This window comes from Calditrichota bacterium (genome assembly GCA_020637445.1).
Lineage (GTDB): Bacteria > Electryoneota > RPQS01 > RPQS01 > RPQS01 > JABWCQ01.
In genome coordinates this window covers 145,625-172,570 of sequence record JACJVZ010000001.1, presented here as the reverse complement: position 1 = coordinate 172,570, position 26,946 = coordinate 145,625, and the positions used below count along the sequence as shown (strand labels likewise).

The window sequence follows — 26,946 nt, the reverse complement described above, 5'->3', positions numbered from 1 at the left end:
TTTGTTTTTTATACCTTTAAGCAAAGAGCCGGGCGAACCCGGCTCTTTTTACTCCTCCACCCTATCCCTTAGGCGACAGGACGGAAACTCTGAAGGGTCTTCATGTAGTTGGCACGTTCAAATGCTTCGGGGTCCGCGACAGCCCGTTGGCTCATCGATCCGCGCAGCATGTCAATAGACTCGTAGCCGTGTTCCTTGCCCCACTCTTCGATTTCATCGGCAAGCTGGCCTAAGCGGTGGACGCCCCACTGGAACAACGACGAACACATTTGCACGACGTCCGCGCCAGACATCAACATCTTTACCGCGTCTTCCGGAGTGTGAATGCCAGATGTCGCCGCCATACTGCATTTGACGTGACCGTAGAGCACGGCCAACCAACGCAGCGGAAGTCTGATCTCTGCCGAGGTAGAAAGATCGACCTTGGGTTCGACTTCGAGCTCTTCGACGTTTAGATCGGGCTGGTAGAAGCGATTGAAGAGCACGAGCGCGTCGGCGCCGTTGTCGTCGCACTTCTTGGCGAAATTTGCGAAAGCGGAGAAATACGGACCAAGTTTCAACGCAACCGGGATCTTGACTTCCTTCTTGACGGCGCGCAAAATATTCAGATAGTTCTCTTCGACCTCGCTGGCACTGACGTCAAAATTCGTCGCCAAATAGTAGACGTTCAGCTCGAGCGCATCCGCACCGGCCGTCTCCATCAAACGCGCGTATTCAGCCCACGTTCCCGACTGACGTCCGTTGAGACTTGCGATGATCGGCACTTCGCACGATTTCTTCGACTGCGAAATCAGATTCAAATATTCGTCGGGACCGACCAAGAATCTGTCCGGCTCCGGCAAATATGTCGTCGCTTCGGCAAAACTCTCCGTCCCTTGACTCATGGTCTGCAACAGGTGCATCGCATCATTTTCGATCTGCTCTTCGAAAAGAGACGGCAACACAATGGCCGAAGCGCCGGCATCTTCAAGTTTCCGCACACCGTCGATATTTTGCGCCAACGGAGACGCGGAAGACATCACGGGATGTTTCAGCGTCAGTCCAAGATATTTGGTCGTCATTTTCATTTGTGGTCTCCTTCCGGCACTTTCGGAGTTTCCGCTACACCGGCAAGTTCCTGATAAAAGTGCCAGCGAGATTTCACTTCTGCTTCGGCGAGTTTCATCAGGTGTTCAGCTTCGGCTGGATTGCTGCGAGTCAACATCTTGAAGCGCGTCTCACTGTAAGCCCAGTCGCGAACTTTCAGCTTCGGAGGCTTGCTGTCGAGCTGCAGGGGACGTTCGCCCGCCGCCGCGCGACGCGGATCGTAGCGGAACAACGGCCATGCGGCGCTCTCAACCGCTTTCTTATGCTGCGCCAATCCCTGCCCCATATCAATACCGTGGGCGATACAATGCGAGTAGCCGATTACGAGCGACGGTCCGTCGTAACTCTCCGCTTCTTGAATCGCACGGAGTGTCTGCAAATCATTTGAACCAAACGCAACTTGCGCGACATACACGGTGCCGTAGTTCATCGCCATCATGGCTAGGTCTTTCTTGGCAACGGGTTTGCCTCCGAAGGCGAACTTGGCAACCGCTCCAAGCGGAGTGGCCTTCGAACATTGACCACCGGTGTTGGAATAGACACCCGTATCGAGCACCAACACATTGATGTTGCGGCCCATCGAAAGAACATGGTCCAAACCGCCGTAGCCGATGTCATAGGCCCAACCGTCGCCGCCAACGATCCACACGGTGTGCTTCACCAATTTGTCGGCGAGCGTCACAAGCTGAGCGGCTTCCGGAGATTTGACTCCAGCAAGTTTGGCTTTCAGTGCTTCGACTCGCTTGCGCTGCTCCACGATTTCGCGCTCTGTCTCTTGCTTTGCGCCGAGAATTTCGTCGGCCAAACCCGTTCCGATCTTGTCGCGAAGCAAAAGCACGAGCTCGCGCGCGAACTCAGTTTGTTTGTCGAGCGTGACTCTAAAACCGAGACCGAATTCCGCATTGTCTTCAAACAGAGAGTTGCCCCAAGCAGGTCCGCGGCCCGCGGCATTGGTCGAATACGGAGTCGTCGGCAAGTTGGCGCCGTAGATTGACGAACAGCCCGTCGCGTTGGCGAGCAGCATTCTGTCGCCGTAAAGCTGCGTCAACAGCTTGATATACGGAGTTTCGCCGCAGCCGGAGCATGCGCCGGAGAACTCAAACAACGGTTCAAGCAGTTGCGCGCCCTTTACGGTGTTCGTGCGAATCTCTTCACGCGGCATTACGGGAAGATTCAGGAAGTAATCCCAATTCTCGCGTTCCCGTTCGCGCACATCCACCAGCGGTTCGAGGTTGATGGCTTTGCGCTTCGGTTCACGCTTGTTCTTAGCCGGACAAACGTCGATACACAATCCGCAGCCCGTACAATCTTCCGGAGCGACCTGCAAAGTGTAAAGCAGATTTTCGCCGGGCAAATCCGTGCCGCCGTAAGTCATGGTCTTGTATCCTTCCGGACGGTGACCGTTGACTTGGTCGCCAGGAACGACTTTCGACCGAATCGCGGCGTGCGGACAGACCATCACACACTTGTTGCACTGGATACACCAATCCGTGTCCCAAATCGGAACTTCCTGAGCAATAGCGCGCTTTTCCCAAATCGACGTGGACAGCGGGAACGTGCCGTCCGGCGGAAACGCCGAAACGGGCAACGAGTCGCCGCGGCCTTCGATAATCGTCGCCAAAACGTCCTTGACAAACGCCGGAGCCCTGTCGGACACCGCGGGCGGACGCTTGTACGTCGCGGTCGTCTTGCCGGGAATGGGAACTTCAAAAAGATTCGCGAGAGTTTTGTCGACGGCGTCAAAGTTCATCTGAACAATCTGCTCGCCCTTCTTCTCGTAGGTCTTCTTGATCGTCTTCTTGATTGCGGCAATAGCTTCTTCGCGCGGCAGTACGCCGGAAATCGCAAAGAAACACGTCTGCATAATCGTATTGATCAAACCTCCCATGCCCGCTTCGGCTGCGACACGGTAGGCGTCTATCGCGTAGACCTTCAACTTCTTCTTCAGGATGTCATCCTGTACTTCCTTGGGAAACGAGTCCCAAATCTTCTCCACCGGAATCGCGGTGTTGAGCAGGAACGTCGCGCCCTCCTTCGCGTCACTCAGCATGTCGTACTTGTCGAGGAATCCCGGCTGGTGACAGGCGATAAAGCGAGGCGAAGAAATCAAATAGCTCGAACGAATCGGCTTGGGGCCGAATCGCAAATGCGAAACCGTGATCGCGCCGGACTTCTTCGAGTCGTAAACGAAGTAGCCTTGCGCGAACATGTCGGTTTCATCGCCGATAATCTTGATCGAGTTCTTGTTTGCTCCGACCGTTCCGTCCGCGCCAAGTCCGTAGAAGCGCGCGCGGAAGACGTCGTCGCCTTCAATTGAAAACGACGGATCGTATTTCAAGCTCGAATGATTAACGTCGTCGTCAATACCGATCGTGAAATGATTCTTCGGAGACTTGGCATTGAGTTCGTCGTAGATCGATTTGATCATCGCCGGAGTAAATTCCTTCGACGACAAACCGTAGCGGCCTCCTATAACGCGCGGACGAATGGCTTTGTCGTCTTCCGCCTGCATCTCGGCAAGCGCACATAGTACGTCAGTATAAAGCGGATCGCCCGTTGCGCCGGGTTCTTTTGTGCGGTCGAGTACGGCCAGCGACTTGACGGTCTTCGGAAGCGCGTTGATAAAATGCTTTGCCGAAAACGGACGATAGAGACGAACCTTCAGCAGGCCGACCTTCTCGCCTTTGGCGGCCAAATACGACACCGTTTCTTCCACGGTGTCCGCGCCCGAACCCATGATTACGATGACGCGCTCGGCATCCGGCGCGCCGTGGTATTCAAACAACTTGTACGCGCGTCCCGTTTGCTTCGCGAACTTGTCCATGACCTTCTGCACGATGTCCGGACACGCATTATAATACGGCTGGGACGCTTCGCGGGCCTGAAAGAACACGTCGGGATTTTGAGCCGTGCCGCGAATCACAGGATGATTCGGGGAAAGCGCGCGCGCGCGATGCGCAAACACTAACTCGTCGTTGATCAGTGCCCGCAGATCGTCGTCGTCGAGCATCTGGATCTTTTGCACTTCGTGACTGGTGCGAAACCCGTCGAAGAAATGCACGAACGGAATGCGGCTTTCAAGCGTCGAAGCAATCGCGATGAGAGCCTGATCGTGCGCTTCCTGTACGCTGTTCGACGCAAGCATCGCCCAGCCCGTGGAACGCACGGCCATAACGTCGGAATGGTCTCCGAAAATGGACAACGCATGCGTGGCGATTGTGCGCGCACTGACATGAAAAACGGTGCTCGTCAATTCGCCTGCGATCTTGAACATGTTCGGAATCATCAGGAGCAAGCCCTGCGACGCGGTAAACGTCGTCGTTATGGCACCTGACTGCAAAGCACCATGAACGGCGCCTGCGGCGCCGCCCTCGCTCTGCATCTCGATGACGGTCGGAACCGTACCCCAGATGTTCTTCTTGCCGCGCGCCGACCACTCGTCCGCCAGTTCTCCCATGGAAGATGACGGCGTGATCGGATAAATCGCGCAGACTTCGGATAATCGGTGAGCAACGCTGGCGGCAGCTTCATTGCCGTCCAACGTTGCAAATGTTTTGCTCATTTTTTTACTAACTCGATTCATTGCGCCGCATCACAAGTGCGGCGACTTGGTTACGTTTGCTTAGCCTGCTTTGGCGATGCAGTCCACGGGACACACGCTGACGCACTGAGGATCGGGGAAATGGCCTTCGCACTCAACACAGACATTCGCGTCAATGATGAAGATGTCCGGACCTTCGGAAATCGCCTTCACCGGGCAAACAGGTTCACAAGCTCCGCAGTTGATGCAGGTTTCGTCAATTTGAAGCGCCATGATGGACTCCTTTAGAGTAGAGTTATAGTCTTCGAACAGTTATTTAGGGTAGAAGCGAGGCCGGAAGGTTCAGCCCGCTTAGGTACTCCGTCAACACTCGGGGATACAAACCCAGAAGCGCGATGGCGACAGTCGTTACAAAAATAGCAAGTCTTGGTCCGCCGCTGCGACCGATTTCATTGGTGCTCGGTGCTTCACCGAAATATGCGGCTTTCACGAGGAACAAGTAGTAGTAAAGCGAGATCACGCTGTTCAAGATTGCAAGTGCGACGAACCAAACATGTCCGCCTTGCGCCGCGCTCGAGAACAACAACCACTTGCCGAAAAAGCCCGCCAAAGGCGGAACGCCAGCAAGCGAGAAAAGCGCCACAAGCAATGCCACGGCCATCAGCGCATTGCGTTTGTACAGGCCCTGAAAGTTGTCGAGCGTCGGATCCTCTCCGGCATTCTCGAGTTCGAGAACGACGGCGAAGACGACCAGATTCATGAGCAAGTAGATAGCCGAATAGAAAACAACTGCAATCGGCGAGCTGGCTCCGAAGCCGATCATTCCGATCATCAGGTAGCCGGCCTGCGCGATACTCGAATAAGCAAACAAACGCTTAACCGATTTCTGACGGAAAGCGACCAAGTTGCCGAAGGTCATGGTCACTAAAGCCAAGATCCCGATTACCGTTTCAAATTCCGGCAAATGGGGCTTGACCATATACACCAATCTAAACAAAAATGCGATACCCGCAAGTTTGGAAACGGACGCCAAGAACATTGCCACGGGCGACGCCGCGGTTTCATAGGCGTCGGGCGCCCACGCGTGGAACGGGAAGGCCGCGAGCTTGAACAAAAACGAGCTCAAGACCATAATTAAGCCCGGCAACAACAACGCGCTTGGTGCCGCGCTTCCCTTCAATGAAGCTACTAATTCACCGAAATTCAAACTTCCGGTCGCACCATAAATGTACGAGACGCCAAACAATCCGATGGCGCTGGCGGTCGCACCGATGATGATATACTTGACGGAACTCTCAATCGACTCCGTACGCGCGCGGCGCATGCCGACCATCGTGTACAGCGAATAGGAGAGCAGTTCCATCGCGACGTAAAGCACCAAGAAATTGAACGCGCTGGCCAAGAGCATCATGCCCAAGCCCGCCGCGAAGAACAAGAAATAGTATTCCGGTCTCTGTGCGCCGGGAATCGTGCGCAGCGGCCAACCCAGCAGCCCGTTGGCGAACAGACCGACCGCGATCAAAATCTTGAAGAACTGGGAATAAGAATCGATACGGTAGCTTTGTACGAACAGCATACCTTGCTGGTTCGTGGCGATGATTGCCGTCGCGATGACGATCAAGGCAAGCACAAGGCTGATTGCGCGCGCCGTCTTGTCGCTGACGTTACTGCCAAGCGTGACCACAAATAAAATCAGCAACGCGGCGAGAGTCGTAAACTCGGGAAGCAGTTGGGAAATCAATTCATTCATTTGAAGAGCCCCGCTGCGTAAGGTGCAATGATGTCAGACAGCAGTCGCGGCGCGACGCCGAAGAGAATAATCAGACCTGCCAGAATGATCCGTGCGGAGCCGCTGAAAAGCCCAATGTCGTGAACTTGCGGAGTCTTGCCGGCCTCCGGCCCAAAGAACACTCGCTGCAGAACACGCAGCATGTAAAACGCTCCGAATACCAGACTCGGGACGGCGATCAACGTCAAAACTGGGAATCTCTCGAACGCTCCGACAAAGATCATGAACTCAGCCGGGAAACCTGCCAAGCCGGGCAAACCGACTCCGGCTAAGCCCGCAATAATGAAACAGGTTGCCACCCATGGGACCTTCCGCGCGAGACCTCCGTAGTCAAAAATGTTGCGTGAGTGAGTCTGTTCGTAGAAGAATCCGACGGCGGAGAAGAACAACGCCGTCATAATCCCGTGCGAGAACATTTGATACACGGCACCGCTGATGGCAAGCGGCGTCGCCGCAGCCAAGCCAAACATCACCAGTCCCATGTGCGACACGGACGAGTAGCCGATCATGTATTTCAGATCCGTCTGCTGCGCCGCGACCAATGCTCCGTACACAACACCACCTGCGGCCATGACACCCGCGACGGGAGCCCAGTGTGACGCGCCATCGGGGAACAGTTCAATACCGTATCGCAACACACCGTAGGCGCCGAGCTTCATCAGTACGCCCGCGTGGAGCATCGAAACCGCGGTCGGTGCGGCGACGTGACCATCCGGCGACCAATTGTGCAGAGGGAACACCGCAGCCAAAGTACCGAAGCCTAAGAACATCAGCGGATAAACGATGTTCTGGAAACTGCTCGTGAATCCGCCTTGATCGCGCAGCGCGAAGAAATCGAACGTTTGAATGTCGCTCGTGAAATAAGTAATGATCAGACCCACGAACACCAGTCCGCTGCCTGCGAGCAGCATAATCGTGAGTTTCAAGGCGGCGTATTCTCGATTTGTCGAACCCCAAATACCGATCAAAAGGTACATCGGCAGCACGGCGATTTCGAAGAAAATGAAGAACAACAACAGATCCATGCACATGAAGCTGCCGAAGACGCCCGAAACCAAAAGCAGAAACAGAATAAAATACTCTTTCACGCGAAAGTCGATGCTGAACGACGTGATTACACCGGTCAACATTACAATCGCATTCAAGAAAACCAATGTGACGCCCACACCGTCGACCGCGAGGTGGTAGGTCGAATTCAGACCGGGAACCCACGGATACTGTTCGGCAAATTGAAATCCGCCGATCGCGCGGTTGTACGAAAGGTACATGATCGTGGCCAAGACCATCGCAATGATTGAGAAGGTCAGCGATATGCCTTTGATCATTTTGTCCTTGCCGTCGGGCACCATGAACATCAGGAGCACTGCGGAGACCGGACAAAGGAGAATGAGAGAAAGAATCGGGAATGTCATGTCTATCTCCCGCCCATCAAAATGAGTACGACGACGGCGACGACGACAAACGACACGCCGACATATTGCTGAACTTCACCGGTTTGCGCTCGGGCAAAGAGCCGCGCGAAGGCCATGCTGACCGTACCGACGCCGTCCAGCGCGCCTTTTACGACGACGGTTTCAATCTTCTGCAGTCCCGCGGTAATCGGCAAGTAAATGCTGTGCACGATGAACCAATATGCATCGTCCAAGTACCACTTCTCGCGCAGCGTACGGGCGAGGCCCGTCATCGTCGCAAGTGGATCAGCCGAATTCCTCCAGTAGAAGACGCGGGCGGAGTAGTATGCGCCTGCCACCGCGAGGAACAGCGAAATTGCGGATGTAATCAGCGCTGCGTTGCCGTGCTCGCCATGAGGAACGTGGAACCAATGTTCCGATCTCCACAGCCAGACATTGCCGGCAATCAGCGCACCAACGGACAAAACGATCAACGGCAGTTTCATCCAGCCACCCACGTGCAGACCGTGACCGTGTCCGTGCTCATCGTGTCCGTGCGGTTCCGCAGGAACTTTGAGCATGAGATAAATCACGCGCGCCGTGTAGTAAGCCGTGATAAAGACTCCCAGCATCGCCATTGCATAGAGGATCCAATCCCCTTCGACGAACAGATGCTCGAGAATCGCGTCCTTGCTGTAGAAACCCGCAAACGGGAAAATTCCCATCAACGCGAGTGATCCGGCAAAGAGTGCCATCATCGGAATCTTGAGCTTGGCTCCGCCGGCGCGGGCGATGTCCGTAATCGAATTGGAATGTGCCGCGTGAATGAACGCGCCCGCCGTTAAGAACAGCAACGCTTTGAAGAAAGCGTGAGTGAAGAGGTGCATCATTCCAGCGACGACCGCGCCCGTGCCGATGCCGACGATCATGTAGCCCAATTGACTGATCGTGGAATAGGCGAACACGCGTTTGATGTCGCTTTGTACGATTGCCACGGCGCCGCTCATCAATGCCGTTAACATCGCGACGACCGCCAAGCCGTGCCAAGCCATCACCGTGCCCTCACTTCCCAAAACCAGCAGGAAGCTGACACGCGCGACGAGATAAACACCGGCGGCAACCATTGTCGCGGCGTGAATCAACGCGCTGACCGGAGTCGGACCTTCCATCGCGTCAGGCAGCCAGCCATAGAGCGGGAACTGCGCGCTCTTGCCTGCGACCGCGAGGAACAACCCCAGCGAAATCCAAATGCCGTAGTCGGCTCCGCCAATCGCGGCTTTCCAGCTTGCGGCCATGTGGCCCTCGGCCAGTGCGCCGAAATCTAGCGTGCCCAAACCTGTGTACGTTAAAAGCAGCGCCGCAAAAAATCCAAGGTCGCCGAGACGCGTGACGACAAATGCTTTGCGCGCGGCAGTGGCGGCGGACGGCAGATGATTCCAGAAGCCAATCAAGAGGTAGGAGCCCAAACCGACTAACTCCCAGCACATGAACGACTGCAAGAGATTCGGAGCAATCGTGAAGCCCATCATCGCAAAACAGAACAGCGAGATGAAAGCGAAGAACTTGCCTTGGCACTTGTCTTCCTCCATATAGGAGATCGAGTACCATTGCACCAGCCACGAAATCGCCGCCACAACCCACAGCATCACCAGCGAGAGCGGATCAAGCAGGAGTCCGATTCCGAATTTCGACGGATCGGCAAGCAGCCACGACCACGTCGCCGTGACTTTGAACTCGGGATCGCCCACACCCCAAAGCAAGATGCTCGCGCAAATCAGGCTTACAGAAGCGAAAGAGAGCGAAATGATTTTGGCGAGTGTCGGTCTGCGCAAACCGACGGCCGAAATAAGAACGAAGGAAACGATCGGCGACAGAACTGTCGCGACGCCTAATTGTATTTGCATGGATTCATTCATTTTCTGTCACCCACGCAAATGATCGACATTTTCGACATTGATCGAACGGTAATGGCGGTAAACCGCGAAAACGATCGCCAGAAACAGTGTGGCTTCCGCCGCGGCCAAGCCGATGACGAACAATGTCATGATTTGGCCTGTTACTGTCCCGGGATAGAGAAAGTGGTTGAACGCCATGAAATTGATGCTCGCCGCATTCAACATCAGCTCGACCGAAATCAACAGACCGACGAGGTTTCGCCGTTCCATCATTCCGAACGCTCCGAGCAAAAACAAAATTACGGAAAGTACCAGATATGCGGAAAGGGGCATTACTTGGTTTCCCCCTGTGAAGTTGCGGTGTGCGGTTTGTCGTCTTCAGGTAAATCGCGCGCAAGCACGATAGCGCCGATGATTGCGACGGTCAGCAGCACGGATATGATTTCAAATGGGAATACGAATTCAGTCAAAAGTGTCTTGCCGATTTCCTGTACCGTCGGTGTCACGTGAGTGGTCGAAACTCGTGACCCGATCGAAAACACGGCGCGCAGCAGGGGGATCGAGAAGACGACACCGATCAACGCGGCGACGGCAAGTTTGGCGGGATTACGATGCGGACGCTTGAGGTAAAACGGCGGAGAGAGCATCAAAATGAAAATGATCGCCACAGCTACTGCGCCAAGATAAACCAGAATTTGGACGACGGAAATCAACTCGCCGCCGAGCGGTATGAACAATCCCGCCGTACCGGTCAAAGTCATCGCCAAACCGAGCGACGCATGAAAAAGGTTGCGCGCGATCACGGCTATCAATCCGCCCATCAACGCGAGCGCCGCGCCTGCAATAAAGAGAAACTCAGTCACGTTTGGACTCCTTCTTGCCTTTGCGCGTCGGGAAGTTCTCGCTGGTGACGTTGCCGTCCTGCAAAATTTCCCGGCGGAGCAGTGCTTGAACCGGCGACGCCATGTCTCCGATTTGCGTATGCTCAAGCGCGGCGGTCGGACACGCTTCGACGCACAAACCGCAGAAACAGCAAAGCGCGTCGTCGATCACAAATTCAACCGGATAATTCTTGTTCTGCTCGTTCTTTGCAACGGTCAACACTGGAATTGCATGCGTCGGGCAAATCCGCTGGCACGCGAGACAACCAATGCACTTATGTTCGGAGCCGATGTCTTCCGCGATCAAGTGCACCGGACCGCGGTAGATCGGCGAAACCGGCACGGGCTCGTGCGGATACTTGATCGTCACTTTTTTGCGGAACATGCTCTTGAACGTGACGCCAAGGCCCGTCAAGAGGCTGCCGAAACCGGTCCAGAAACCACGTTTAGCCATTACCATCCCCCCCTGTAGACGACCGTTGAAACAAGCAGGTTCAAGATCGCCAGCGGCAACAAGACGCGCCAGTTGAAATTCATCAATTGATCAGAGCGAAGGCGCGGATAAGTCCAACGCAGCCACATCACCACGAAAATGACGACGTAAGTTTTGAGCATGAACCAAACCGCGCCGTGCAGCAACGGTCCGTTCCATCCACCCAAGAAAAACAGCGTCACGATCGCGGACAGAACGAAGACTTGGGTATATTCTGCGAGGAAGAACAGCGCGAAACGCATACCCGTAAATTCAGTGTGATAGCCCGCGACCAGTTCTGACTCCGCTTCAGGCAAGTCAAACGGAGTACGATTCGATTCCGCGATACTGCATATGAAGTAGATCAGGAAGGCAATCGGCTGCAGAAGCACGAACGGAATCGGATCCTGCGCGGCTACGATGTCGGAAAGTTTCAGCGAACCTGCCATCAAGATCACGGTCAGCACGGCCAGCAGCATCGGAATCTCGTAGCTGATATTCTGAGCCACCGCACGGATCGCGCCGAGCAGCGAGTACTTGTTGTTGGACGACCAACCCGCCATCAAAATTCCCAGCAGCGCAATGTTCGAGATCGCGAGCAGATAAAGCGCGCCGACATTCAAATCGGTTACGCCGATACCTTCCGCGATCGGAATTGCCGCAACCAACAGCGGCGCGGGAAGAAACGCGATGATCGGCGCTATCAGGAACACATATTGGTCAACTGATTTAGGCGTGATCATCTCCTTGCCGAGCAGCTTCAACGCGTCGGCAAGCGTTTGCAACAGTCCGAACGGCCCGACTTCGGTCGGTCCCATTCGGTTTTGAATCACGGCCGACACTTTGCGCTCGAGCCACACCAAAAAGAGTGCGTTGATCGTGACGAAAGTGATGACCGCGCCGAATGCCAAGAGCAAACGAAATAGAATGTCAAATATGCTCACCGGTCAATCTCCGGAATGACTACATCCAGACTGCCGAGAATGGACACGACGTCCGCGACGCGCATCCCTTTGATCAGTTCTTCGACAACCTGCAAATTTGCGAATGACGGCACGCGAACCTTCAAGCGATAAGGATTCGCCGACCCGTCTCCTACCAAATACCAACCCAGCATGCCGCGCGGGCCTTCCGTCGCTGAGAAATATTCTCCTTCGGGAACTTTGAAAATGCGCGGAACCTTCGAACGAACAGGACCGTCTTCGAGCTTCGCCAAACCTTGTTCAATCAGATTAAAGCTCTGCACGAGTTCAGCCATACGCACGCGCGATCTGCCCAAGCAATCTCCGCTCGGATCGGTAGCGACTTTCCATTCGAACTCTTGATAGAGGTCGCAGTAGGGTTCGTCGCGGCGCGCATCGTAGTCCACTCCGCTTCCGCGAAGCACGGGACCGCTGACTCCAAACTCAATCGCCTGTTCACGTGAAATTGTTCCCACGCCGTCCGTCCGCTGCAGAAAGATTTCGTTTGACATCACAAGATCGTCGTATTCCGGCATGCGCTTGCGCAGGTCCTTAATCAGATTTGCAATCTCCGACGAAAATTCGCTGTAAACATCATTGCGCACGCCGCCATAGACAATATAAGACGTCGTCATCCGCTGCCCGGTAGCGCGTTCGAAAATGGTCAGAATCCGTTCGCGGTCCTCAAAGCAATAGAGAAACGGAGTGATCGCGCCCAAGTCAAGCAAGTAAGTTCCCAACCATACGAGATGGCTGGCAACGCGGCCCAGCTCGGCCATGATCAGCCGCAAGACTTCCGCGCGCGGAGTGGATTCAATGCCCGCGGCGCGCTCAAGCAGTTTGGCATAACCCAAATTGTAATTGAGCGGCGCGAGGTAGTCCATTCTGTCCGTGTAAGGAAGAATCTGGACGTATTGTTTCTTCTCCGCGAGCTTCTCAGATCCCCGGTGACTGTAACCTAAATGGCAGCGGCCGCCCAGTACTTTTTCGCCTTCGACATGCAAGAGAATGCGCAGCACACCGTGCGTGGACGGATGCTGCGGTCCCATATTCAAAAAGAAATCGCGGCGGCGTCCTTCGGATTGGCCAACCTTCATCGCTTCCTGAACGTCGATTTCCGGAATTTCAACCGTATCATCCGGTATGACAATCGGCGCGCCGTGGAATTCCTTGCGCAGCGGGTAGAAATTCGTGAAGTGCGGAAGCAGGAGCGGACGGAGGTGCGGATGATCCGTGAATTTCACGCCGAACATGTCGTGTATTTCACGTTCGTACCAGTCTGCGCCCGCATAAACTTTTGACAGGGTCGGCAATTCCGGTTTCTCGGCTTCCGCTTTCGCGCGCAGTCTGACTCGCGGACCGTCCGTAAACGGCTTAAACAGATAAAGCACTTCAAACCCCGGATTGCGGTCGATTCCGACCAACGAATCCAGAGCGAAGTGCTCTTGCTTTAGGGCACTCGCGACCGCGCCGAGACTTTGCGGCGTTACGAGTGCATCCACATCCATTCCCGTTTTCGGGTAGTCCAGACTATTTACTTCGGAAGCTCCGGCGGTGCGCAATCGATTCATTAGTTCGACATGCTGCGCCGGTTGTTGCGCGACGGGTTCGGCAGGTTCAGGCTCGAGCGGCATTCGTGTTTCCTGACTTAATACGTTCTTGCAGTTCAAGGATTGCGTGAATCAACGCTTCCGGCCGAGGAGGACAGCCCGGAACGAACACGTCAACAGGTACGACTTTCTCCACGCCCTGCACAACTGCATAATTTTCGTCTTGGTCAAACGGTCCTCCGCAAATGGCGCATGCACCCAGCGCAATCACCCACTTCGGAGAGGGCATTTGATCATATAGTCTTTTAATAATCGGCGCCATTTTCAAATTCACCGTGCCCGCCACAATCATCAAATCCGCCTGTCGCGGTGAATTACGGAAGACGCCCGCACCGAATCGGTCAGTGTCATAACGACTGGCCGAAGCAGCCATCATTTCAATCGCGCAGCAGGCGATACCGAAGGTGAGGGGCCAAAGAGAATTGGCACGCGCCAGATCGAGTGCCTTCTGCAGCGGCACAAACCGCACTATCGGCGGAATTTGCGACTCGTCAATATCTTCTTGACCGTCTTCGTTCACGTTTTTCAGTTCTTCGCTCATCCTACTCCCACTCCAGTACTTTCTTCTTCAGCGCGTACACCAAAGAAAGGCTCAAAATGATCAGGAATACGCCCACTTCTATCACCGGCAGCCAGCTATCCCATGAACGCAATATCGCGACACAAGGGACGATGAAAGCAGTTTCCACGTCGAACGCCATGAAGACCAACGCGTAGATATAGTAGTGCGCCCGAACCTGTACCCATGCTTCGCCGATAATCGGCTCGCCGCTCTCGTATGTTTCGCTGCGGAAGCGGCCTTTGCTGCGAGGCGAAATCAAATAGGGCAACAGCACCAAAAATGCGCCGAACGCAAGGGTGCCGATACCCATCGAAAATGGTATTATGTCGTAAAGTGCTTGCATTAACTTGCTTGCGCTTTCTTAGGAGGAAGATTCATCATGTATTCGTGCATGGCCGCCGCGGCTTTACGGCCCGCGCCCATGGCCAGAATGACCGTGGCCGCGCCGCTTACGATGTCGCCGCCGGCATAGACGCCCGGCTTGCTCGTCGCGTTCGTGGCTTCGTCCACTTTGATGGTTCCCCACTTGGTGGCTTCAAGGTCGGGAGTCGATTTGGTAATGATCGGATTCGGAGAGTTGCCGACCGCCACGATCACGGCGTCGCATTCCATCTCAAACTCACTGCCCGGAATTTCGACGGGTTTTCTGCGTCCCGATGCATCCGGTTCGCCAAGCTGCATGCGAATACAGCGAATGCCCGTTACGCGGCCTTCTTTGTCGCCCAAGACTTCAACCGGATTGCAGAGCAGGTTCATCTCGATACCTTCGGCCTTGGCGTGATGTACTTCTTCCTTGCGGGCCGGAAGTTCTTCTTCAGAACGGCGGTAGACCAACGAAACCTTGGCTTGGTTCAATCTCTTGGCCACACGCGCCGAGTCCATCGCGGTGTTGCCACCGCCGACGACGACCGTGTGCTTGGCATGCAAGACCGGTGTGTCAAAATCCGGGAACCGGTCAGCGCCCAACAAGTTGATCCGCGTCAAGAACTCATTTGAACTGAATACGCCAACGAGATTTTCGCCGGGGACATTCAACATTTTGGGAAGTCCCGCACCCGTTCCGATAAAGACGGTGTCGTAGCCTTCTTCAAAAAGTTCATTTAACGTAATCGTCACACCGATGATCACATTGTAGATGAACTTCACACCGAGGCGTTCGATATATTCAATCTCGGACTTCACGATTTCGCGCGGCAGACGGAATTCGGGGATTCCGTAGGCCAGCACACCGGCCGGACGGTGCAGCGCTTCGAAGATCGTCACGTCATGACCCAACTTTGCCAAGTCACCCGCGACTGTAAGACCCGCAGGTCCTGCGCCGGCGATTGCCACCTTACGTCCTGTCGGCTCAACGACCGTCTGCGTCGTCACCTTCTTGTGCATCCGCTCCCAATCGGCGACGAATTTCTCAAGATTGCCTACAGCGACCGGATCATGCTTGATACCTTCAATGCAAAGCGACTCGCACTGCTCTTCCTGAGGGCAAACTCGTCCGCAGACAGCTGGCAGCGAATTCGTGGCACGCAGCGTATCGGCGGCATCTTGAATGCGGCCGTCGCGCAGTTCGCGCAGAAACTTGGGAATATTAATATTGACCGGACAACCCGTGACGCACTTGGGATTCTTGCAATCGAGACAGCGGCTGGCTTCCGCGATTGCCTGCTCTTCCGTGTAGCCCAGCGGGACTTCTTGAAATCCCTTGACGCGCTCCTCCGGATCGCGTTCCGGCATAGGGACGCGCGGAGGATGCACCTTCAGATTACGCTTCTGTTCTGGCATGGTGAATCATCTCATTAAGTTGACACTGATGAGCATGCTCGACAGCTTCGTGCTCTTCATGTGTGTACGAACGATTGCGCAAAATAAGCTCATTAAAATCGACGCCGTGAATATCAAATTCCGGGCCTTCGACGCAGGCAAAGCGGGTTTTGCCGTGTACCGTGACGCGGCAAGCTCCGCACATACCTGTGCCGTCAACCATAATCGGATTCAGCGATGCCATTCCCGGAATATTCCATTGGCTCATAGTCTTTTCGGCCGCTTTCATCATCTGTACCGGACCGACGGCGATGCCGAAATCGAACTTGACTCCCTCTTGGCCCCATGAGTCCAATAAATTCGTGACAAATCCCTTCGTGCCGAACGTGCCGTCATCAGTGCAGATCCGGGTTTCGTCGCAGACCGCTTCAAATTCGTCTGTCAAAAGCAACAGTTCCTTCGAGCGCGCACCTAAGATCGCGTGGACCTTGTTGCCTCCGGCTTTCGCCGCTTTGGCAATCGGCAGCAACGGAGCTGAACCGACTCCGCCGCCGATCACTACGAGGTTGCCCCAGTTCTGAATGTGCGTGGCTTGCCCGAGCGGTCCGACCACGTCCAAAATGAAGTCTCCCGCCTTCAAATGCGCGAAGTCTTCGGTCGTCTTTCCTGCTTCCTGAACGATCAATCTGATTTGGCCGTTCTTTTTGTTCGTTTCCACGACGGTTAGCGGAATTCTCTCGCCGTGCTCATTCAAACGCAGAATCACAAACTGTCCTGCAAAATGTTTGGCGGCGATTCGCGGAGCTTCGACCCAATATTCATGAATCTTGTCCGCGAGTTTGCGATACGAGTAAATTAAGTAGCTCATTTTACTATGCGGTCACCGCTGCGATTTTGTCGCGCGGCACAGGTTCCACTTTGTCAATGATGTCATAGCCCGTACGGAATGCGAGAAGATTCTTCTCAACGGTTCCCGTCGGAGCATTCTGTTCTATTGTCTTGATCATTTCATCCACGGGGATGATCGAATGAAGTTTGCAGAAGATTCCGAGCGAAACGGCGCTCGTATAGACCGGCTTTTCAACCGTCTGCTTCGTGACCTGAATGATCGGAATTGAATAGACCATTTGCGGTCCCTTGCCGACATTGGTCACCAAGTTGGGATCAATGACCACTGCGGCATCGTCCTTCAACTGCTTCGAAAAGAGGTTCCACGCGCCTTGTGCCAAGCAGAGAAAGAAGTCGATGCTCGTCAAACGCGGATAGCCGATCGGATCTTTGTCAATCAACACGTCCACACTGGTCGGGCCGCCGCGGACCTGAGCTGTGTACGTCGGACTCTGGAGCGCGTTCAATCCCATGTTGTGCGCCGCAAGCGCGACCCATTCTCCCGCGAGAATATTTCCTTGGCCGCCGACTCCGGCGAATCTAATTTCAGACCTCAAAGGGACTCGCTCCTCCCTGCGGTTCGCGCTTCGGTTTCAGCGCCTCCGCTTCGGCAATCTTGCGCGCCGCGTCGCGAACCCGCTCTTGCGCGTGCGCTTGCAGCTTGTAGTAGTTCTCGCTGTACTCTGGACGAGTGTCGTCCTTGTGGAGCACGCCGATCGGAAACTTCCCGATCTTCTCTTCGTCTTCCATCTTTTCCCAATTCCTCAGCGTGACCGCTGACGAAGCTATGTGTTCGACAAGCTCTGCCGGATCAGGATGCTTGTTTCGGCGGCCGTACTGCGTATGGCAGTTCGACATGATCTCGATCACGGAGAAACCTTTGTGCGCCATGCCGCCCTTTATCAGCTTTTCAAGGAAGATGGCATTGGCCACGTGACCGCGCGCCACATAGGTCGCTCCTGCGGCAATCGCGAGCTTGCACAAATCGAAACCAGGATCGATATTCCCGTACGGTGCGGTCGCTGCCCGGTCGCCGGTCGGCGTCGTAGGAGAAAACTGTCCGCCTGTCATGCCGTAAATCTCGTTGTTCACGATGACCATCGTGATGTCGATATTGCGGCGGCAGCTATGAATCAAGTGATTGCCGCCAATCGCCGCCGAGTCGCCGTCACCCGCCATCACGACGACGTTCTTGTCCGGAGCGGCCATCTTAAGACCCGTGGCAAACGTCAGCGCGCGGCCGTGCGTCGTATGCAGCGTATTCATGTCTACATAACCCGGTGCGCGGGAAGTGCAACCGATACCGGAAACAAAACCGACGGTGTCCTGATTCCAGCCCATGCTGTCCATGGATCGAATCACGGACTTCAGCACAATGCCAATGCCGCAACCCGGGCACCAAATGTGCGGCATAAGTTCGGGCCTGAGCCACGACGCATAATCAAAGGCCACGATGCACCTCCAGAATCTTGTCCATTATATGTTGCGGTTCAATGGGAACGCCGCCGACATTGTTAACACCTGTTAACTGAACGTCGCGCCGCATGGCTGCGCGCTCTACTTCGAGTCTCAGCATTCCTAAGTTCATTTCGGGTACAATCACAGCCTTGACGTTATCTACCAACTCGCGAATCGTGTTTTTCGGGAACGGCCAGAAAGTGATGATTCGCAGCAGGCCCACCTTAATGCCTTCGGCCCGGGCCATATCCACCGCCACCTTAGAGGCGCGCCCCGGAGAACCCCACGAAATCAACGCAATATCCGCATCGTCCAGCATGTAGGTTTCGTTGCGTTCCATCTCAGGTTGATTCAGATCAATCTTATTCACGAGATGTTCAATCCCTTGCTGAATAATTGCCGGAGTCGTCGTCGGCAACCCTTTCTCTGTATGAGAAAGACCCGTGATGTGAATATGCTTGCCCTGATAAAAATCATAAAACGGGCGAAAGCTGTTCTTCTGGAACTGCTCTTGATACCAGCTCCGCGGATGAATCGGATCCAACTCTTCTTCCGTCGGAATATCAAAACTCTCGGTCGTGTGGGCGATGACCTCGTCGATCAAAACCATAACCGGAGTCCTGAATTTCTCCGCCAAATGAAATGCGCGTACAGTTTCGCGATAGACTTCCTGCGGATAGCCGGGCGTCAGCGCGATGATCGAATGGTCGCCGTGCGTTCCCCATCGGGCCTGCATAATATCCGATTGAGCCGGAGCCGTTGGCGCGCCCGTCGACGGACCGCCGCGCTGCACGTCGATGATGACGCACGGAGTCTCCGACATGATTGCGTAGCCGATGTTTTCTTGCTTCAGCGAAAATCCCGGGCCGGAAGTGGCCGTCAAAGATTTCGCTCCGCCCAGCGACGCTCCCACGACCGCGCCCATCGCGGCGATTTCGTCTTCCATTTGCAGAAAGACGCCGCCGGTCTGAGGCAATCTCAGCGACAATATGGCCGCAATCTCCGACGACGGCGTGATCGGATAGCCCGCATAGAAATTGCATCCCGCGCGAACGGCGGCTTCGGCAACTGTCTCGTTACCTGCCCAAAACACTCGATTGCTGTTCAAGCCGATTCTCCCTTCGCGGGCTTGCCTTTGCCCTCAACAAAAACAGAAATTGCGAAGTCGGGACATTCCGCTTCGCAAATACCACAGCCGTTGCACGCTTCAATGTTCTCTACCTTCACAACCGAGCCTTCCCATCGATCAGGCGATTCCACCATGACCAAAGTCTTGGTGGGACATAGCTCAACGCAGATGCGGCACCCCTTGCACCATGTTTCACGCACGGCCAGCTTAAACAGCCCATTCGCGGAGGTGCTCTCCACAAGGCTCATATCGTCTCCTTAAACAGTATCAGACCCCCGCAGTCAACTTTTCCGGGGTCACTCTTTTCGCTAATCGATTACTGGGTGTGACTGCGCTAAGTTTAGAATGTTGTAAATGTACCAATGAGCCTTAGGAGTTGCAACCGAACTGTAGCAAAGTTACAGTCTATCTGTGCATTGCAACGTCATTAAAAAGTATCGAGTGCGGTTGGCTTTAGAACATGACGAATGCTGGCATATTCCAAAATTGGCGAGGCATGACACAAAAAAGTGTGCTTTCTATTCCTCCTTATCGCACCTTTTCAGCACGATAGTCAGACTCCCTTTCCGTGATCCATAAGTTGATTAAAATAATCCCATTTAAGTGCCTTTTTCCTCCTAAATGACGTTTATTGTCCGGCTCTGTGCGTTTATCACTTGACTTTTGACCAAAACGTGACGATAATAAATGTGAAGTTTTTCACATTCTGTCCCTTTCCGCTCGCGCCGATTTCGTGACCTATGTGAAAACAAGTGTCCAATCCATATGATGATTATCGAGTATCTGCTGCCTGCGTGCACCGAGGAGTGTCGCGCAGGCGAGCAAATTACATCTTGGGCCAACTGGCCAATCGTACAGAGAATCCCGCAGCGAGACTAAAGTCGTTGCGGGTTTTTTACTCTCGCACTTGATTTGCTCTGTTTCTTCTATACTTGAATTTTGATCGGCTATAATAACTTAGAACCCTCGTTTCGCTTTGTAACAGCTACGAGAGTATTCAAAAGTTAATCCATACATACTCATGAACAAAAAGCTGCTATTCATTCTCCTCGCCATGTCAGTTTCCGTGCTGATGTTCAGCGCAGGATGTTCAAATGACGACGACGACTCGTCACCAACTGCATCCGAGCTCAGACAATCGGATTGCATCGGCTGCCACACCGACCAGGAAATGTTGATCGCGACTATGCTGCCCGACACAACCACTGAGCCCGAAGAATCGGGCGAAGGCTGAGGCGGCTCTGTCCCTCCGTTGGAGGGATGGCAAAAAGTTTTGATGGCAGGCACGGGGCTTGACATGTACTTGCAAAGTCCGCACGCGTTCGACTGTATTTACTGCCACGGCGGGCAGGATGGAATTCTCTCCAAAGATGCGGCGCACGCCGGTATGGTGGCGGATCCCTCGGAAGGTCTCGACAATACGTGTGCACGTTGCCACGACGCTATCGCCCACAACTTCAGAACGTCGAGTCTGCATTCGACGATGAAGGGCTATCACACGATGTTTGAAGCACGCACCGGGCAAACGATCGACGGCAACAGCAACTACCGCATGAAATTTGAGCAACAATGCAACAAGTGCCATGCGTCGTGCGGTGAATGTCACATCAGTCGTCCGAAATCCGTCGGCGGCGGCTTCATTCAGAGCCACTTGATCCGCAAATCTCCTGACATGAACAACCAATGCACGGCTTGTCACGGCAGCCGTGTCGGTGACGAGTTCTTGGGCACAAATGAGGGCTATCGCGCGGACGTTCACTACGTACCGAACGCGATGAAATGTACTTCTTGCCACGACGCCGGCGAAATGCACGGGGACGGCACCGCATATGACTACAGATTCCAAGTTCGTAACGGCGCGTCTTGCCGCGATTGTCACGATATCGGTGAAGAGAACGAATACCACGCGACTCACGGCGCGAACTTCGCCTGTCAAGTGTGCCACTCGCAAGACTACAAGAACTGCAACAATTGCCACGCGGGCGACGGCATTCAGGAACCGAGCTGGATGCAGTTCAAGATCGGACGCAATCCGCTTCCCAACGACCGCCCGAATGACATCGTCGTGTTGAGGCACGTCCCGGTTTCTGAAGAGACATTTAACTCTTGGGGAGCGACCGCGACGAACTACTCTTCTCTTCCGACGTTCAAATATGCCACGCCGCACAACATCCTGCGCTGGACGACTCGCACGGAAGTCGACAGCGGACAGTCGTGCGGCACAGCTTGCCACAACACACCGAACTCGATTGACGGCTGGTTCTTGCGGCAGGTCGATCTTGACAACTTATCTTCGGAAAATGAGCGGCAGGCCAACCAGCACCTTATTCTTCCCGATCTTCCGCCTCCGTGGGGATCGAATAACTGATATAATTTACTCACATACCCTTATCTCTTGAGGTAACAAAATCATGAAACGCATCTTTCATTACCTGACTCTGGCTTTAGTAATTGGCAGCTTGGCCATGTTCATCGGTTGTTCCAAGGACGACAATAACCCGACGGGACCGTCCGGCCCGACCATGCAAAACCAAATGTCGGACGTCGGCGATGACTATTTGACCGGCGGAACAAAGAACATCACGGCGGAAGCTCTGTTCGCAGACATAACCAACAGCGTTCCACTGTTCATCATTGACTTCCGCAGCTCCGCGCACTACGACACATGCGGCCATATCGAAAACGCGCACAACTGGACGATCGGCAATCTGCCTGACAATCTGAGTCAGATTCCGGCAGGCGCGAAAGTCGTTTGCGTTTGCTACACCGGCCAAACGGCAAGCTGGGCAACTTCCTTCCTGCGCATGAAGGGCTATGATGCCTACAATTTGAAATTCGGAATGTGCGGCTGGACGGCAGACACCGATGTCAACCTGAACAAGTGGGGCAGCCTGACTCCGAATATGCAGACTCTCGAGACCGACAACCATCCGCTCGTCACTGAGTATGATTACCCGACGCTTACACTCAGCGCATCGGACGTTGAAGGCAGCATCACCGAATCGTGCAACGCCCAGTTTGACGCTGGCTTGAAATACATCTCCGCGAACGACGTTTATGCCAACATCAATGACGGCAACGCCGACAACGACGTTTTCCTGCTCTGCTACTGGACGGAAGCTCCCTACAACCTCGGCCATATTCCCGGATCCTACCGCTTCGAACCGGGTTCGTTGGGCTTTGAAGAAAACCTGAAGTACTTGCCGCCCAACAAGCAGATCGTAGTCTATTGCTACACCGGTCAGACTTCCGCCCAGGTTTGCACGTACTTGAGAATGCTCGGCTATGATGCATGGTCAATGTTGTACGGCATGAACTCCGTGACTGATCGCGACGACATTCTGGGTTCCACCAAGTATCACGCTCCGACAACCGACTATCCGGTAGTTTACACGAATTAAGTTGATCCCTATCAACACCTGAAGGAGGATCGTATCGAGACAATTTCAGGATGGGACACAATGCGGCGGGCGAAGGACTCCTCGCCTGCGCCCGCCGCGACCAACTACCATGAGACGAATGGGCTTGCACTTACGCAAGCCCATTCGTTTTACATGAGTATTAAACTTCTTATAACACTCTTACACTCACGCAATGTAGCAAAGTCACTTGACTTTCGGGTTTTCCGTGACGATATTTCTTATGAGACATTTGATTTTCCCTGACCTAAACAAGAGGTGCAGTTTCTCAATAACAATTTGCCTTGCGGATCCTCGAACTAGGCAGCATCAAGGGATAACCTGCGTCTGATTTGGCATTTCAAATCACTTGCTTGACCCGAAGAGACAAGCAACAATTGCGGTCGAACTACCGTCGCCTCTCATAATCGAGATTCAGGTAGTTGCCTAATCGAGCACCAAACACAAAAAACACGTATCGCAAATTCAAAGCGGGCCCAGAGTATTCTGGGCCCGCTTCTCTATTCGATCTCTTCTTAAAGAACTATTGTGCCGAATAGTCCTTCCCTTCGACCGGATGCTCGATAGAGACACCCGCACCGAAAATGTGCGTCGGCACGAACTTCGTTGCAATCTTGTCCGGTTCGGCAAGCTCGGGGCTGTCCGAAATCGGTCCAGAATAGTACTCGACAGCCTCAACAGGCTCTGCCGTGATCTTCAATTGCGCGTTCGCATCGCGAAGCACTTCCTGAATCGGACGTTCGCCAAGACCAGCGGCCAATAGTGCCGGAATCATGTAGTCCGGAACTGCCGTGACGCCGTAATACAGTTGATCAGACAATGTCGCCGGATCTGTCCATGTCGTGGTCGGACTTAGTGTGGCATCGACAAGGGTTGTCCACGAGAACAAGTCGTTCTGCGACGCCGAGCGATGGATATAGTAGTAATACGCGCTGGGCGAACCGTCCCACCACAGTTGAACCGTATTTCCGACGGACTTGATTACGAGCGAATCCACGGGATCACCGATACTGGGTTCGACATGGAACGTGTACGGACCGGAGTTTGACGTAAAACCACTAACCTGAATGAAGTAGGTCACTCCAGCATTGGCTGTGAATTCAACGGTGCTAAGCAGCGAATTCGAGCCGCCGCAAGCCGCATCGTCATCGCAAACAACCATGACGTCACCCGGACAGGCTCCACCGCGGCGGACTTTCAATCCCGTGTCATAGCCCGATCCGCACAGCGACACCGTCACGTACTGCGTCGTACCGAGAGTTAGGTTGAACACGTCTTCCGGCGAGCTTTCAGAGAAGTAGCAATCGCCGTTCGCATAGTCGTCATTCGAGCAGCTCGTATTTCCGAACGTGGTATAAGGAATCGCCGTGATGCTCGTGCCCGGGCAAACGTCATTGGCCGACGTGTAACTTCCGAGGCTGGTCACGGTCATGATGTAATCGCCATACGAGTAATCACGATAGCCGCGGATCAAGATGTAGTAGTCCGTGTTGGCCAAGGCGCCGAACGACAATTCACTCTGAAGACCGCAGAAGTCATCGTTGCAGGCAACCAGTGTGTTGCCGGGGCAGGCGCCGCCAGCCATCACCTGAATACGCGTGTCGTAATTCGTCCCCGGGTCACATGTACTGACTTGCACTGTTTGGCAAGTGGGGACGTTCAAGCGGTAGACAACGTCGCGGGACATGAAATCATCGGAATAGCAGCCAAAATACGAATAGTCCGCATTCGCACAAAGCGTGCTGCCCGTATCAGTATAGGGCAATGAATTGATCACATACGCGCCGGAGCAAACATCGTTTGCCGGAGCAAGCGACGTTCCGGTGATGTTCAACGTATAGGCTCCGCGATGCGTGCTGAATCCACCGACGATGATGTAATAGACCACACCTTGCGTGGCCGAGAACGTAACCTGGCTCTGCAGCCCGCAGAAATCGTCGTTGCAGGCAATTTCATCCGTTCCCGGGCAAGCTCCGCCGGTACGAACCGTCAAACGAGTGTCGTAGAACGATCCGCACAGCGACACCGTAACATCCTCGCAATCCGTCAAGGTAAGCGTATAAACAACTTCCGGCGACTGGTTCATGAAACAATAGTCGTAGTCGTTTGCCGCGAAACATGTGCTGCCCGTATCCGAATACGGCAGCGCTGTGATCGCCGTGGCGCCGCTGCAATTATCGTTGGCGGGCGGCGTTCCGGCTTGCGTGATATTGATCGTGTAGTCACCGGAGTGCGTCGTGAATCCAAATACCCGCACAGTGTAATATGTGTTCGCAGTCGGCGTAAACGTAATGCTGCTTTGGAGACTGCAGAAATCGTCATTACAGAAGAGCGAAGTTCCGCCGCAACCGCCCAGAATTTCCAACGCCGTGTCATAGCCCGAACCGCACAGCGATACTGTTATGTCGCTTCCACAGGAATCGGCGAAGAAATAGTAGAACACGTCCGGCGACACGTTGCCCAAACAGTTCGCTGTTTCGTGATTCGCAAATTGCGTAGAACCCGTGCCTGTGTAGGGTATGCTAACAAATGTGCCCGGACAAGCATCGTTTGCCGGTGCAACAGGGTCTGGCGCGAACGTCGCCGCATAACAATCGCCCGCGTCGTTTCTCAAGTCCGTCCAACCGGCAAAGAAGTGGTCACCGTGGTAGGAAACGCCGTTGTAGTCCCCGAGGAAGACGGAAGACGTTGGGTTTGAGGCAACCGTCGCAACAGGAGCTGCAGCCGGGAAGCTCGCGCCGCCGTTGTTCGAGATCGATCCGTAGTTCTTATATTGGCAGGAACTGCCATCTTCTCGCGTATCCAGCCACGCGGCGCCAATCAATCCGTTTGTCGGATTGACTGCCATCCAGTGATGGTACTGCCAACCGGTCGCCACGTCGTTCAAACGGTAGGGCACTGACCACGAGGAGCCGCCGTCCGTCGAGCGCGTGAAGTAGATCTCCGGGCTGCTCGAAACGCTTGCTCCATATGCAATGTAGATGTTTCCATTGTAAGCGCCGCCGCTGATGTCGCTGCCAATTACCGGATACATGATGTGTCGGAAAGTCCCGCAAGGATTTGTCGGGAACGAGCTGCTGTAAGTCGCAACGGTCACGATCGGCTGCCACGTCGTGCCACCGTCGAGCGATTTCCTGAACTTAACGGTGTTGCCGCCTTCCTGCCAGGTCACATAGATCTCACCATTCGGGCCGACCGTCGGACACGAGAACTGACAATTCGTCCCTGAAGAAATCTGGACACCCGTGGAAAAAGTTGCGCCGCCGTCCGTTGACCGAGAAAAGTAGATAGGATTGCCGCCGGACGCACGGAATTTTGTCCACGTAATGTAATAGCGACCCAAGTACGGCGAACCGGGAGTGATATCCGCGCAGGCGTAGGGCTTGTCTTCAAAGTCCGGATTGCCGCCGCCGATATGCTGAATCACCGCCGTCGGTGTCGTCCACGTTAAGCCGTTGTCCAATGAACGCTGAACGTAAAGTCCGTTGTCGACGCCAGGGCTGCGGTCAAACGCGATATAGGCCGCGTACATTCTGCCCGTACGGTCAATTGTGCAAACAGGGTCGCCGGCGGCGTCCAACGTCGCATTGCCGATACCTTGCAACACATCGGTCCAAGTCGCGCCGCCGTCAATGGTACGGTAAAACCCGGCTCTGGAATCGGAACCGCGATAGTCGTTCGAACCGGCCAAAGCATAGCTCGTCGAAATCGGGCTTCCCGAAATCGAGATTTCATTCTGCCAGCTTCCAAACGCGTCTTGATTGCAGCGCGCGTTGGCGCCCACAAGTAAGTCGAGCGGATTCCACTCTTCGCGAATCTGTTCCCAGTTTTCTGGCGGCGCATACCGTACGACTCCTGAAACGGGTTCAGTACTATTTGCTTCTATTTGATCGGCGCGCGAATCAACTCGAAACGGCATCGATTCAAGTGGTTCTTTGCGCAACTGCTGCGTACTCGTTTGTTTTGCCGTTTGTGACCATGCATACCATGGACTCAACGCCAAACAAGCAAGCAAAAGCAACATTGACGATCGACTTACCAAACTTCCAGAGATTTTCATACGGACTCCATTAAACGGTTATGACCCAACTGGCAAACAAAATGA

The 26,946-nt window shown here is 54.3% G+C and carries 23 protein-coding genes; 3 read left to right on the top strand and 20 right to left on the bottom strand.

The annotated features are described in order from the left end of the window. Window positions 1–68: 68 nt before the first annotated feature. The 19 genes from H6507_00670 to H6507_00580 are packed head-to-tail and all read right to left on the bottom strand — an operon-like array spanning window position 69 to window position 19,670. Window positions 69–1,067, bottom strand: a complete 999-nt coding sequence (locus H6507_00670; GenBank protein ID MCB9367614.1) for a dihydroorotate dehydrogenase-like protein — start codon at window positions 1,065–1,067, stop codon at window positions 69–71. Beyond that, on the bottom strand, window positions 1,064–4,669 hold the full coding sequence (gene nifJ / locus H6507_00665; GenBank protein ID MCB9367613.1) for a pyruvate:ferredoxin (flavodoxin) oxidoreductase: 3,606 nt from the start codon (window positions 4,667–4,669) through the stop codon (window positions 1,064–1,066). The genes H6507_00670 and nifJ overlap by 4 nt, the downstream gene beginning before the upstream one ends. Window positions 4,670–4,708: 39 nt before the next feature. Next, window positions 4,709–4,900 carry a 4Fe-4S binding protein gene (locus tag H6507_00660; protein ID MCB9367612.1) on the bottom strand — a complete coding sequence of 64 codons (192 nt, stop codon included), beginning with the start codon at window positions 4,898–4,900 and terminating at the stop codon, window positions 4,709–4,711. A 43-nt stretch (window positions 4,901–4,943) separates the two neighbouring features. After that, entirely contained in the window at window positions 4,944–6,377 is a 1,434-nt protein-coding gene (locus H6507_00655; protein ID MCB9367611.1) for an NADH-quinone oxidoreductase subunit N, read from the bottom strand. Next, window positions 6,374–7,828, bottom strand: coding sequence for an NADH-quinone oxidoreductase subunit M (locus H6507_00650; protein MCB9367610.1), 1,455 nt, complete (start codon window positions 7,826–7,828; stop codon window positions 6,374–6,376). The genes H6507_00655 and H6507_00650 overlap by 4 nt, the downstream gene beginning before the upstream one ends. Window positions 7,829–7,830: 2 nt before the next feature. Further along, on the bottom strand, window positions 7,831–9,723 hold the full coding sequence (locus tag H6507_00645) for an NADH-quinone oxidoreductase subunit L (protein ID MCB9367609.1): 1,893 nt from the start codon (window positions 9,721–9,723) through the stop codon (window positions 7,831–7,833). 6 nt (window positions 9,724–9,729) lie between these two features. Beyond that, on the bottom strand, window positions 9,730–10,035 hold the full coding sequence (gene nuoK, locus H6507_00640) for an NADH-quinone oxidoreductase subunit NuoK (GenBank protein MCB9367608.1): 306 nt from the start codon (window positions 10,033–10,035) through the stop codon (window positions 9,730–9,732). Continuing rightward, window positions 10,035–10,565, bottom strand: coding sequence for an NADH-quinone oxidoreductase subunit J (locus H6507_00635; protein ID MCB9367607.1), 531 nt, complete (start codon window positions 10,563–10,565; stop codon window positions 10,035–10,037). The genes nuoK and H6507_00635 overlap by 1 nt, the downstream gene beginning before the upstream one ends. Beyond that, the gene (locus tag H6507_00630; GenBank protein ID MCB9367606.1) at window positions 10,558–11,037 is read right to left on the bottom strand and encodes an NADH-quinone oxidoreductase subunit I; all 480 of its coding nucleotides are present in this window, start codon (window positions 11,035–11,037) and stop codon (window positions 10,558–10,560) included. Before H6507_00630 ends, H6507_00635 begins: the two co-directional genes overlap by 8 nt. Further along, window positions 11,037–11,999 (bottom strand): NADH-quinone oxidoreductase subunit NuoH, encoded by a 963-nt coding sequence (nuoH, locus tag H6507_00625; GenBank protein MCB9367605.1) that lies wholly within the window; start codon window positions 11,997–11,999, stop codon window positions 11,037–11,039. Before nuoH ends, H6507_00630 begins: the two co-directional genes overlap by 1 nt. After that, on the bottom strand, window positions 11,996–13,651 hold the full coding sequence (locus H6507_00620; protein MCB9367604.1) for an NADH-quinone oxidoreductase subunit D: 1,656 nt from the start codon (window positions 13,649–13,651) through the stop codon (window positions 11,996–11,998). The genes nuoH and H6507_00620 overlap by 4 nt, the downstream gene beginning before the upstream one ends. Next, entirely contained in the window at window positions 13,635–14,168 is a 534-nt protein-coding gene (gene nuoB / locus H6507_00615; protein ID MCB9367603.1) for an NADH-quinone oxidoreductase subunit NuoB, read from the bottom strand. Before nuoB ends, H6507_00620 begins: the two co-directional genes overlap by 17 nt. A 1-nt stretch (window position 14,169) precedes the next feature. Beyond that, entirely contained in the window at window positions 14,170–14,532 is a 363-nt protein-coding gene (locus H6507_00610) for an NADH-quinone oxidoreductase subunit A (protein MCB9367602.1), read from the bottom strand. Next, window positions 14,532–15,968: an NADPH-dependent glutamate synthase gene (gltA, locus tag H6507_00605; GenBank protein MCB9367601.1), complete on the bottom strand. Its 1,437-nt coding sequence runs from the start codon at window positions 15,966–15,968 to the stop codon at window positions 14,532–14,534. Before gltA ends, H6507_00610 begins: the two co-directional genes overlap by 1 nt. Next, the gene (locus H6507_00600; GenBank protein MCB9367600.1) at window positions 15,949–16,815 is read right to left on the bottom strand and encodes a sulfide/dihydroorotate dehydrogenase-like FAD/NAD-binding protein; all 867 of its coding nucleotides are present in this window, start codon (window positions 16,813–16,815) and stop codon (window positions 15,949–15,951) included. The genes gltA and H6507_00600 overlap by 20 nt, the downstream gene beginning before the upstream one ends. Before the next feature lie 4 nt (window positions 16,816–16,819). Continuing rightward, the gene (locus H6507_00595) at window positions 16,820–17,392 is read right to left on the bottom strand and encodes a 2-oxoacid:acceptor oxidoreductase family protein (protein MCB9367599.1); all 573 of its coding nucleotides are present in this window, start codon (window positions 17,390–17,392) and stop codon (window positions 16,820–16,822) included. Then, window positions 17,382–18,287, bottom strand: a complete 906-nt coding sequence (locus H6507_00590; protein MCB9367598.1) for a 2-oxoglutarate ferredoxin oxidoreductase subunit beta — start codon at window positions 18,285–18,287, stop codon at window positions 17,382–17,384. The genes H6507_00595 and H6507_00590 overlap by 11 nt, the downstream gene beginning before the upstream one ends. Next, window positions 18,277–19,401: a 2-oxoacid:acceptor oxidoreductase subunit alpha gene (locus tag H6507_00585; GenBank protein ID MCB9367597.1), complete on the bottom strand. Its 1,125-nt coding sequence runs from the start codon at window positions 19,399–19,401 to the stop codon at window positions 18,277–18,279. Before H6507_00585 ends, H6507_00590 begins: the two co-directional genes overlap by 11 nt. After that, entirely contained in the window at window positions 19,398–19,670 is a 273-nt protein-coding gene (locus H6507_00580; protein ID MCB9367596.1) for a 4Fe-4S binding protein, read from the bottom strand. Before H6507_00580 ends, H6507_00585 begins: the two co-directional genes overlap by 4 nt. A gap of 773 nt (window positions 19,671–20,443) precedes the next feature. Here H6507_00580 and H6507_00575 point away from each other — a divergent pair. From H6507_00575 to H6507_00565, 3 genes are read left to right on the top strand one after another with little or no spacing between them, the layout of a single operon-like run. Then, a complete protein-coding gene (locus H6507_00575) occupies window positions 20,444–20,656 on the top strand; it encodes a hypothetical protein (GenBank protein ID MCB9367595.1) in 213 nt (70 codons plus the stop codon). A 42-nt stretch (window positions 20,657–20,698) separates the two neighbouring features. Then, window positions 20,699–21,790: a hypothetical protein gene (locus H6507_00570; GenBank protein MCB9367594.1), complete on the top strand. Its 1,092-nt coding sequence runs from the start codon at window positions 20,699–20,701 to the stop codon at window positions 21,788–21,790. Between the two features lie 43 nt (window positions 21,791–21,833). After that, window positions 21,834–22,823, top strand: a complete 990-nt coding sequence (locus tag H6507_00565) for a hypothetical protein (protein MCB9367593.1) — start codon at window positions 21,834–21,836, stop codon at window positions 22,821–22,823. Window positions 22,824–23,364: 541 nt separating this feature from the next. On the opposite strand, the gene H6507_00560 is transcribed toward H6507_00565, so the two are convergent. Next, window positions 23,365–26,901, bottom strand: a complete 3,537-nt coding sequence (locus tag H6507_00560; protein MCB9367592.1) for an exo-alpha-sialidase — start codon at window positions 26,899–26,901, stop codon at window positions 23,365–23,367. Between the last annotated feature and the right edge of the window lie 45 nt (window positions 26,902–26,946).